Origin of the sequence: Bradyrhizobium uaiense, from assembly GCF_010811875.1 — a bacterium.
Classification (GTDB): domain Bacteria; phylum Pseudomonadota; class Alphaproteobacteria; order Rhizobiales; family Xanthobacteraceae; genus Bradyrhizobium; species Bradyrhizobium uaiense.
Genome location: NZ_VKHP01000065.1, coordinates 26,008 through 36,526 on the forward strand (window position 1 = coordinate 26,008; position 10,519 = coordinate 36,526).

Consider the following 10,519-nt stretch of genomic DNA (forward strand, 5'->3'; position numbering starts at 1 on the left):
ATCGCATCACGACTGATTACCATGTTTCCGAGCGAAGCCTAGTTCGCCGCGCTGCGCGCCAGCCGCTGCAGCATCGCCGCGATCTGCTTGTTGTCCTGCTCGGTTTGATCCGGCTCGCGCGCCGTCTCGCGGCGAGCAACCGGCGTCTCGGCGCGGCGAGGGGGCACCTGCGACAGGCGTTGCGGACGGTCGCGGCTGACGACGGCCATCGGCGGCGCCGGCTCGGTGTGGAGTGAATCCCAGGGCGCTTGCCACTCGTCCTTGATCTGGTAGGGCGGCGTCCGTGTCCGGGTCAGCCGGAACACCAGCGCGCTGACGAGACCGGCCAGCGCCAGGGCGCCGACCATCACGATCAGCAGCATCTGCGTCGAGGACGATTTCTCCGCGGACGCCTCGGCCGTAGCGGCAGCTGCCGGCGCGGCCGCTTGCTGCGGCGTCGCATCGGCCTGCGCGACCACAGTCGGCTGGTCCGCGGCGTGGCGGGTTCCGTTGGTTCCGGCCATGCTCGATGCGTCGAGCCACCTGGCGTTCACCTCTGATGGCTGGGCGTTCGCGTCGGGTGACGCAGCAGCCCCGGCCGGATTGGTGGCCTGACCTGCATCTGCGCTCGCGACGGGCGCGGCGGCGGCCTGTGGCGAGGGCCACTCGGCATGGGCGTTGGCAACCGATTTGCGCATCGCCGGCTGCGGCGCCGGCGCTGGCTGGCTCTGCGGCGGCGTGGCGTCGGCTGTCGCCGTGTCGGGCGCGGCCACCGGCTGCTGCTGCGCAGTGGCGGTCTTGGCAACAACCTTGTTCTTGGCGTCACCGAGGTACCAGCACTTCTTCTGGGTGCTGCGGTCGAGGTGATAGAACCAATGGCTTCCCGCCGGCGCGGTTCCCTTCGGCGCCGGCTGGCAAGTGTCGGCCGTCTTGGCATCGGCCGTGTTGGTTGCCGCCGGAGTGGCGGCGTTCTGGGCCACGGCGCCGAAGTTGGCGCCGGCCAACATGCTGGCGGCGAGCGCCGCAGCGAATTTCGCTGAACGATTTGACATACACGTCCCCGGTATTTCTTTTTTTACGCAAACGCTGGTGATGCCAATCTCGGTAAAGAGTTGGGTCGCAATGCGCCGCAAATCCGGAACGGGTAGGGCTTAATTGAGGCTCGCGGCGTGCCGCAATTGCGGCAAGCCCGTGGCTGAGGAACCGACTGCCTGGCTGCGCAGCGGCACGCCGGATTCCAAAGCGCGCGACGACACCAGGTTCCAGCGACAGGTTCGGCCGACGCCGGTTCGTCCAAGCACGTTAGTTGCTTTCGAGCACGTCGCTGAACAGCACGTAGCGCTCGCCGTTGAAGCGGACCAGACGCATTTGCTTGATCGGCCGCAGGTCGGTCGGCGAGGTCCGCAGGCGGATGCCGGGCAGCAGCAACGGCAGCTCCATGTCGAGATGGGAGGCCTGCTTCATGACGTTCTCGCGCGTCAGGTCGTTACCGCACTGCTTGAGGATCTGCACCACCGCGTAGCCGATGTTGTAGCCGTAGGGTGCGTAGTAGTCGCTCTTGTCGACATGCGGGTTGTACTTGTCCATCCAGACGTTCCATGCCTGCATGGCTGGATCGTCCTTCCACTGCGGATCGGCTGGGTCTTTCTGATAGGCCGCGGAGATCACGCCCTTGGCGGCCTCGAAGCCCGCGGGGCGGATTGCACCAGCGATCGAGGAGCCGACGCTGGAGAGGAATTCCTGCGGGTGCCAGTCGATATCGTAGGCCTTGCGGATCGCTTGCGCTGCGAATTTCGGCACCGCGGCGATGAACAGCACGTTGGCGCCTGCGGCCTTCAGCGACACGATCTGCGAATCCACGGTGGGATCGCTGGTGTTGTAGGCCTGCTGCGACACGATCATCGCCGCAGCCTTGTCGCCAAGCCCGCGCTTGAAGCCGAGTATGTAGTCGCGGCCCAGATCGTCGTTCTGCGCGAGGATGCCGATCCTGGCGTCCGGTAGCGTCGACAGGATGTACCTGGCGTAAATCTCGCCTTCGGACGCGTAATGCGGCGTCCAGCTCATCGTCCACGGATAACGCTCGGGATCGTTGAAGATCGTTGCACCGGATCCGACGAAGAGATGCGGCACCTGCTTCTGGTTGATGTATTTCACCACCGCCATGTTGGGTGCCGTGCCGACCGGGTTGACGAGGAACAGCACCTCGTCGCTCTCGATCAGGCGGCGGATCTGCTCGACCGTCTTGGGCGGGCTGTAGGCATCGTCGAGGCTGACGAAGTTGATCTTGCGGCCGTTGACGCCGCCCTGATCGTTGATCATCGCGAAATAGGCGGTGATCGAGATCGCGCCGGCCGAATAGGCCGATGCCGGACCGCTATAGGGCGTCGTGGTGCCGATCTTGATGTCGCGGTCGGCGACGCCGGGCCCGTAATGCTTTTGCGCAAGGGCCGGCGTCACGGCGAGGGCGAGCGCGAGCGCCGCCCATGCCTGGATCGTCGAACGTCTCCTCCTCATTCGTGTCCTCCCCCATTTTTGGTCGGGCGAGGTCGGCGGGACGTCGGCCAAAGCGCGATGACGCGCTTTAGCGTCCTAAGAGCATGATCTCCGCGCAAACGCTCCGCGTTTGTCGCGAGGGAAAACCGCTACACTTTTCCGGATCATGCCTTTAGTTCTTCAATACGATGCGTCCCACGACCTTGCCGGCGCGCAGCTCCTCGATCCATTTCTGGACGTCGGCCATCGGCTCTTCCTTCATCGGCGTCGGCTTGATCTTGCCGGCCCGCGCGAGCGCCATCAACTCCTGGCCCTCGGCAAGCGTGCCCACCATGAAGCCTTCGATGGTCATGCGCTTGTAGACCCACTGCACCATCGGCAGCGTGAACTGGCCGCCCATCAGGCCGGACACCACGATCTTGCCGCCGCGTGCAACCGTCGACACCGCAAATGCCATCGACTTTTCGTTGCCGGCAAAGTCGACCACGCCGTCGAAACCGCCGTCGCTCTCCTTCAGCATGCGCTTGACGACATCGGGCTCCGCCGGGTCGTAGGCGGCCGCCGCGCCGTTCTTCAGTGCGGTCTCGCGTGCCGCGGGGCTGAGATCGGCAACCGTGATCGGCTGCTTGAACATCGCCTGCGCGAACGACAGGCCCATCATGCCGACGCCGCCGAGACCGATCAGCAAGAGATTGCGCTGGCGCGGACGATCGACCAGGCGCTTCAGCGCGCCGTAGGCGGTGACGCCGGAGCACATCAACGTGGCAGCCTGATTGACCGGCAGCGGATCGTGGTCGAGCAGGTATTTTGCGTCGGGCACCAGTACGTGGGTGGCGAAGCCGCCGTCGATCGAGACGCCGAGGAAGCGCTGCTTGACGCAGAGGTTCTCGTCGCCGGCGAGGCAGTCGCGGCACTGGCCGCAGCCGATCCAGGGGAAGACCGCCTTCTTCGTGCCGACCAGGTCCTTCGGCGCGTCGGGGCCGACCTCGTCGACGATACCCGCGATCTCATGGCCGAGCGTGAAGGGCAGGGTCATGCCGCGGGTGGTGTCGAGCTTCTTGCCGCCGCCGAGATCGGCGTAACCGTCCTGGATGTGGAGATCGGAATGGCACAGGCCGCAGCGCTCGATGCGCACGAGCACTTCGCGTCCCTGGGGCTTCGGCGTGTCGACGATGGTTTCGCACAGCGGTGCATCGAATTTGACGAGGGATTGGCGAACCATGCGCGCCATTACGTTTTCTCCTGTTGTTCTATTTTGTGGACCGTATATCGGCCAATTCCCTCGCCATGGCAACAAAGCCGGCGACCGGAATGGTTTCCGCGCGTCGCGTCGCGTCGATATCGGCTGCGGCAGCAAGCCGCGCCGGATCGACCGACAGGGATTTCAGGCTCTGGCGCAGCATCTTGCGGCGCTGGCCGAAGGCGGCAGCCGCGACCTGCTCGAGCATGCGGCGGTCGCACGGCTCGGGCGCAGCGCGCGGCATCAATCGTACCACCGAGGAGGTGACCTTCGGCTGCGGCACGAAGGCAGCGGGCGAGATGTCGAACAGGATCTTGGTCTCGGCGCGCCAGTTGGCGAGCACCGCGAGCCGGCCATACGCTTCCTCGTCTTCATGGGCGACGATGCGCTCGGCGACCTCGCGCTGGAACATCAAGACCATGGTGTCGTACCAGGGCGGCCACGGCTCGATCGACAGCCAGTCGACCAGGAGCTGCGTTGCGATGTTGTAGGGCAGGTTCGCGACGATCTTGGCCTTGCCGCCGTCAAGCAAGGGACGTGGATCGAAGCTCTGCGCATCGCCATGCACGATCTCGATGCGGCCGGGGTAGCGCTTGACGACATAGTCCAGTGCGTCGATCGCACGCTCGTCGCGCTCGACCGCGATCACGCGCTTGGCGCCGAGCGCCAGCAATGCGCGCGTCAGTCCGCCGGGGCCGGGCCCGACCTCGATCACGGTGGAGTCTTCCAGCGGACCCGCGGCGCGGGCGATGCGTGCGGTGAGATTGAGATCGAGCAGAAAATTCTGGCCGAGCGATTTGCGTGCCGACAGCGAGTGCTCGCGAATGATGTCGCGCAGCGGTGGCAGATCGTCGATCGCGCTCACTTAGCTTGATGCCGCGGCCATGCGCGCGGCGAGCCGGAGCGCAGCGATCAGGCTCGAGGGATTGGCCTTGCCGGTGCCAGCGATGTCGAACGCGGTGCCGTGATCGGGCGAGGTCCGGATGAACGGCAGTCCCAGCGTGACGTTGACGGCGTCCTCGAACGCGACGGTCTTGATCGGGATCAGCGCCTGGTCGTGATACATGCAGAGCGCGCAATCATAGGTCTTGCGCGCGGCAGCGTGGAACATGGTGTCGGCCGGCAGCGGGCCCCGGGCAACGATGCCTTCGCGGCGCAGGATCTCGACCGCGGGCGCGACGATCTCGACGTCTTCCATGCCGAGCGTACCGTCTTCGCCGGCATGCGGGTTGAGGCCGGCGATGGCGAGCCGCGGTGCCGCCATGCCGAACCGCGCCTTCATGTCCGCAACCACGATCCGCGCGGTCGACACGATCAGGTCGGTCGTCAATTGCGCCAATGCCTGGCGGACCGACACATGGATCGTCACCGGAACGACGGCGAGTGCCGGCGACCACAGCATCATCACCGGCTGCGGCGCGTGGCCGCCGCGGGCGGCAAGCTCGGCGAGGAATTCGGTGTGACCGGGATGACGGAAGCCGGCGCGGTACAGCACGTTCTTGGCGATCGGATTGGTGACGACGGCGCTGGCCTTGCGCGATGCGACATCGGCGACGGCCTGACGGATCGACGCCAGCGCCGCATCTGCGCTCGTCCCGTCGGGCTTGCCCGGTTGCGCCGTCGCCGCCTTGCCGGTTGGAACGACGGGGAGGGCGCGTGCAAACGCCGCGGCGGCCTCCTCGGCGCGGACCTCGGCAAACTCGACGGCAAGGCCGAGCGTCCTGGCGCGTTCGGCAAGGGACGCGCGGTCGCCGAGCAGATAGAACGGCGGGAGATCGAGTTCGCGGCGCCGCAGCCATGCTGCGAGCGTGATATCGGGGCCGATGCCTGCGGGCTCGCCGGAGGTCAGTGCGAGAGGTTGAGCCATGCGTCAACGATAGTCGATCATCGTCCGCCTGGATATTCGATCATCGCGGCTTTTCGGACTTCCTGCAGGTAGGCTTTTGACTTCGCCTCGTACTTCTGCACGTACATCTTGTCCCGCATCTCACGCTTCTTCGGCGTGTCCACGGTGGTTGCCTTTCTGCCGCAGAGCGCGACCATTTCGATGCCCTGCTTGGTGACCTCGGGAGGAGTGAGGTGGCCGACCGGGGTCTTGTCCAGGATGTCGCGCAGCGACTGCGGCAGGTCGGCCGATGTCTTCACGACGATTTCGCGGATCGCTGCGTTGCGCATCGCCTTGAAGGAGGAGTTGGCCTCCTCGCAGCTGGTCACGCGCTCCCGCAGCGAGTCGGCTTCCTTGCGGCGGCCCTCGAATTCCGACTGCGGAGCGCCGCGGGGCACGATCAGAACGACCGGCTGCATTCTGTATTCGAAGGCTTCGGCGTCGGGGGCGTCTCCGGTTTCCTTGACCGCGGTCGCCACGTCCTTTTCTCCGACTTGCAGGCTTTCCTTGAAACGACCACGGACCAGGCTGGTCCAGACCATGTCCGCCCTGATGCGTTGCTTGAGCGTTTCCGGGCGGATGCCCTTGCCCTCCAGCACCTTGGTCAGCTGGTCGCCCGAAAGCCGCATCCGCTGCGCCATGCCGCCAAAGGACTGATCGATATCGTTGGCGGTCGGATCAACGCCAAATTTCTTGGCTTCCTTGATCTTCAGCTTCTCGTCGATCAGATCCTCGAGGATGACCTTCCGATCGGGGGCCTTGCCGCCGGTCAGGGCATTCAGCTTCGCACGCTGCTCGATGTCGAAATTGGTGATGGGCTCGCCATTGACCATCACGGCGATGGTCTGGGCATGCAGCCGCGCACCGCTCCCCAACACGAGGAAAAGAGCCAGCAGGGAACTCAACACTAGCGAATGGCGGCGCCTTGGCGGGCTAGCGGTCGTCGTTATTGTCATGTCAGCCGTTTAAACCAATTCAAGCCGGGGCCACAGGCCCGCGGGCAATACAAGCCCTCGTCTTTACTGCACGCCAGCCGAACTGCTGGTCGTGGAGGTTTGGGCGATCGTCCGCAGCCCGATCTGGAACATGAACGCGTGGCTGAGGGCGGGTGGCTGCGAACCGGCCTGATAGGTATAGGACGTGATGTAGTTGGCAGCCAGCACGAAGCAGTCGTCCACATAGCCTGCGCCGACGGCATACTGGTTGATCTTGTTCGCTTCAAGATCCCAGCGCGCCGCACCCTGAACCACCCAGTTCGACGCCACCTTGACCGATCCGCTGGTGAGGATGCCCTCGCGGCGCGTCAAATAGCCGAGTTCCGGCTGCGCCGCATAATCGCCATACGTCACAGCGATCGACCAGCGGTCGAAATTCGCGGCCGCCGTGGCCTCGAACCGGTTGATGTTCCAGGTCGCCTCATCCATCCGCGAACGGACGCTGAAGGTGTAGGTGCGGTTCGGCGAATAGGCGAGGCTCGCGACGTAATCCGAGCGCGGATTCTGCAGGCCGGAGTCGAGGCCGGTGTTGGTGACGTCGGCGACCGCGAACGAGTTCAACCCGAACATCTGGTAGGACTCTCCGAACATCCCCTTGATGCTGCCACCGCGGTCGAACTGCGTGGTGGCCTGCACGCCGACATTGGCGCGGCCGCCGCCTTCGACGCGGTCGTAGCCGGAGAACTTGTCGACCGCGAACAGGTTGCTGGTGTCGAACACCAGGCTCTGCGCGTCCTCGTTCGGAAGCTTGCCGGCATACGGCTCGTTGGGCCGGATGATGACCTGCGCAATCGGCTCGACGGTGGTCGTGCCCCACGGCTGCACATTGATGAAGGGGTAGCGGTATTCGAGGCCGACGGTCGGCATGAAGCGGACCGTCTGGGTGTCGCCGACCGGCAGGAAGTTGGAAACGCCCGGCTGGTTCGAGATGTCGGCGTTGATGGCATCGGCGCGGACGCTGGCGAACGGCGTCCAGATCTCGCCGAGCGGGTCGGTGTAGGACTTGCGCCACTGGGCCTCGGCCGTCAGCCTGGTGTAGGTACCCGGCATGCCGCGCAGCAGGCACTGCGACGGCGTGCGCGCCATCGGATCAGCGGACGTGGTCGTGCACAACGGGTTGAGGGGGTTGGCGGCCTGTGCCGTGATCGGGTCGAACACCGCGGTTTCGCGGGTCAGGTTGGTGAAGTTCACCTTGTAGCTGAACTCGCCGCCCAGGATGTTGTTGTTGATCACGTTGTTGTAGTCGATCACAGGCGCGACCACCGGGACCTGGTTCTGGTTACCCGAGTAGCTGAGATAATAGATCGCGCGCGCGTCGAAGAAGCTGCGGTTGCCGACACCGGTCAGATAGAGCTGTGAGATCGCTTCCGTCGGCAGCGACAGGAACGATCCGAACGGATCCTTGTACTGGGCGAGCCGGTAGTCGGACATGAAGAAGTAGTCGGACAGCAAGACGCCGTCCCAACCCCAGACCCATTTGTCGTTCAGCGCGAACTGACCCTTGGTGTCGACGCCCCAGCGGAACTGGCGATCACCGGGCTGGCCCTTGAAGGCGCCCTGATCGAGTTGGTCGATGCCGTAGAGCCGGATCTGATAGGAGCCGTCCACAAAGCGCTGGCGGAATTCGGTCTGCAGCAGCACGCCCTGCTTGGTCGTGATGCGCGGAGTGAAGGTCGCGTCCATGTCAGGCGCGATCGCCCAGTAATACGGAATTTCGACGCCGTAGCCGAACGCCGTGTACGTGGTGAAGCCCGGCATCAGGAAGCCACTCTTGCGCTTCACGGTCGGATCGGGCGTCGAGAAGTAGGGCAGATACGCCATCGGAACGCCGAAGAACTCGAGCTGGGCGTTCTCGAAATAGAGCATCTTCTCGGTCTGGTTATGGATGATGCGCGCGCCCTTGACCTGCCAGAGCGGCGGCTTCTTCGGATCATCCTTACAGGGCGCGCAGGCGGTATAAACGCCATTGTCGAACACCGTGTAATTGCCGCTCGACCGATCGGCGCGTGTCGCCGCCATCCGGGTCTGGTCTTCGGTATCGACGCGCAGCGAATCGACGAATCCGTCGCGGTAGTCGTCGCTGAGATCCATGATGTTGGCGTAGGTGATCTTGCCTTCCGCATCGGTCATGCGGATGTTGCCTTCGGCATGAAGACGCTTGGTCTTCTGGTCGTAGATGACCTTGTCGGCCTCGACGCTGGTGCCGTTGTAGAACATCTGGACGTTGCCGACGGCCGAGATGCGGCTGTTGTTGTAGTCGTAATCGACCTCGGTCGCCTGAACGAGCATCTGCCCGTCATTCTTGGCCGGCGGGCGGACCGGCTTCGGCGGACGCGGATTGTAGGTGAATGCCTGCGCGGCGGCCGGCGTCGACGCGACAACGTCAAGCGCGCTGACCACGACGAGCGCGGCGAGGAGAGCAGAGATAGAAACGCCAAACGCGGCCATGCGGCTCCGTTGACGGCGCAGGGCACTGCGCCGCCCGAATGCAGGCGACATCAACTGGCGGGCGGCGACACGTGCCACTACCCGTCCTCCTGGTACAGCAAGGCTAAGAAACCGGTGAGGCTACCCACGACGACGGGCAACCACGCCGCAGCGATGGGATGCATCAACTCAGCCTTGCTCAAATCTTCAGTTACTTTCGACAGCACGTAGAGCAGAAAGCCTGCGCCCACGCCACTCAAAACCATCTTCTGCACGCCGCCCATCCGAAAGAAGCGGAGGCTCACAGAAGCCGCCAACATCACCATCGCAGCCAGCAAAAACGGCTGTGCGATGAGCTTGTGATACTGCAACCGATAGCCGGCCGTCGCGAACCCTGAACTCTCCGACGAACGGATGTAGTTCGGCAGTTGCCAAAAGGACACAGTTTCAGGGGTGGAGAAGCTGTTACGCACCTGTGCCGGGGTGAGGGTGGTGGTCAGGTAGAAGGTGTCCTGGTCCACCGGAGCCTTATCGAGGGTGTATCGGCGTACTCCCTGGAAGACCCAGCGGCCCTCTTCGAGCGCCGCTTCGCGCGCTTCGATTCGCTCCTTGAACTGCAACGCCGTATCGAATCGAAACACTGTCAGGCCGGTCAGCCGGACGCCCTGCTGCTCGCTGCGGGCGGCATTGATGATCGCCTGACCTTCGTCGTTGATCTGGTTGAGCCAGAAGCCCGAGGCATCCTGGATGCCGCCGCCCGGCGCGGAGCCGAACAGCTCGGCCTCCATCCGTTTGGAGAGCTCGCGCAGATTGGCCGACACCGGATTGTAGGCCGTGGTCGCGAAGATGCCGAGCACGATCGCACTGGCCAGCGCCGGCGAGATGAATTGCCAAGCCGAGACGCCGGCGGCCCGCGCCACGACGAGCTCCAGCCGCCGCGACAAAGCGAGATAGCAGGTCATCGCGCCGATCAGCACGCAGAACGGCATCAGCTTCTCGAGCAGTTGCGGCACGCGGAATAGCGAGGTTTCCGCGACCGTGATCGCGGACGCCCCGATGAGCCCCGACGTCTTGCGCACCATCTCGATGTAGTCGACCAGCACGAGCAGAACGAAGATGCCCGCGAACACGCCCACTGCCGCGACCACGAAGCGGCCGGCGAAATAACGCCCGAGCGTGTTTGTGACCATGCTCATGCGGTTGCCGGCCTCCGGAAGAGGCGCGCGATGCGTTCGTTGTTCCGGTTGATCGCTTCCATCAGCGCCGCCGGCGGTTCGACGACCACGCCGCCGACGATCATCCAGATGCCGATGCCGATGCCGCCGAACAGCATCAGATATTGCACCAGCGCAGCGATCGGGGTCTTCACCGCGATCACCGAGCAGGCGAATCCGACCATGCGCAGGCCGAACACCGCGAACACCGAGCCGCCGATCGAGAAATTGCGGCTTTGGCGCGTGGTGCGCGGCGCGCCGAGGAAGGCAAAGGTGAGGGCCGCGA

General features: G+C 64.5%; 8 protein-coding genes and 1 pseudogene. All 9 read right to left on the reverse strand.

Features of this window, described 5'->3' with window-relative positions; all coding sequences use genetic code 11:
- Window positions 1–38 precede the first annotated feature (38 nt).
- A complete protein-coding gene (locus FNJ47_RS17790) occupies window positions 39–1,031 on the reverse strand; it encodes a hypothetical protein (protein ID WP_163155296.1) in 993 nt (330 codons plus the stop codon).
- A gap of 250 nt (window positions 1,032–1,281) precedes the next feature.
- The gene (locus FNJ47_RS17795) at window positions 1,282–2,493 is read right to left on the reverse strand and encodes an ABC transporter substrate-binding protein (RefSeq protein WP_163155298.1); all 1,212 of its coding nucleotides are present in this window, start codon (window positions 2,491–2,493) and stop codon (window positions 1,282–1,284) included.
- 151 nt (window positions 2,494–2,644) lie between these two features.
- The gene (locus tag FNJ47_RS17800; protein WP_163155300.1) at window positions 2,645–3,703 is read right to left on the reverse strand and encodes an alcohol dehydrogenase; all 1,059 of its coding nucleotides are present in this window, start codon (window positions 3,701–3,703) and stop codon (window positions 2,645–2,647) included.
- Between the two features lie 19 nt (window positions 3,704–3,722).
- Entirely contained in the window at window positions 3,723–4,577 is an 855-nt protein-coding gene (rsmA, locus tag FNJ47_RS17805) for a 16S rRNA (adenine(1518)-N(6)/adenine(1519)-N(6))-dimethyltransferase RsmA (RefSeq protein ID WP_163155302.1), read from the reverse strand.
- Complete coding sequence (gene pdxA / locus FNJ47_RS17810) at window positions 4,578–5,579, reverse strand: 4-hydroxythreonine-4-phosphate dehydrogenase PdxA (protein ID WP_163155304.1); 1,002 nt, start codon at window positions 5,577–5,579, stop codon at window positions 4,578–4,580.
- Window positions 5,580–5,596: 17 nt separating this feature from the next.
- Window positions 5,597–6,553, reverse strand: a complete 957-nt coding sequence (locus FNJ47_RS17815) for a SurA N-terminal domain-containing protein (protein ID WP_175068390.1) — start codon at window positions 6,551–6,553, stop codon at window positions 5,597–5,599.
- A 63-nt stretch (window positions 6,554–6,616) separates the two neighbouring features.
- Entirely contained in the window at window positions 6,617–9,040 is a 2,424-nt protein-coding gene (locus FNJ47_RS17820; RefSeq protein WP_163155308.1) for an LPS-assembly protein LptD, read from the reverse strand.
- 77 nt (window positions 9,041–9,117) lie between these two features.
- Window positions 9,118–10,215, reverse strand: a complete 1,098-nt coding sequence (gene lptG / locus FNJ47_RS17825; RefSeq protein ID WP_163155310.1) for an LPS export ABC transporter permease LptG — start codon at window positions 10,213–10,215, stop codon at window positions 9,118–9,120.
- A pseudogene (locus FNJ47_RS17830) lies at window positions 10,212–10,519 on the reverse strand (LPS export ABC transporter permease LptF); the annotation flags it as partial. The pseudogene FNJ47_RS17830 and the gene lptG, both read right to left, overlap by 4 nt.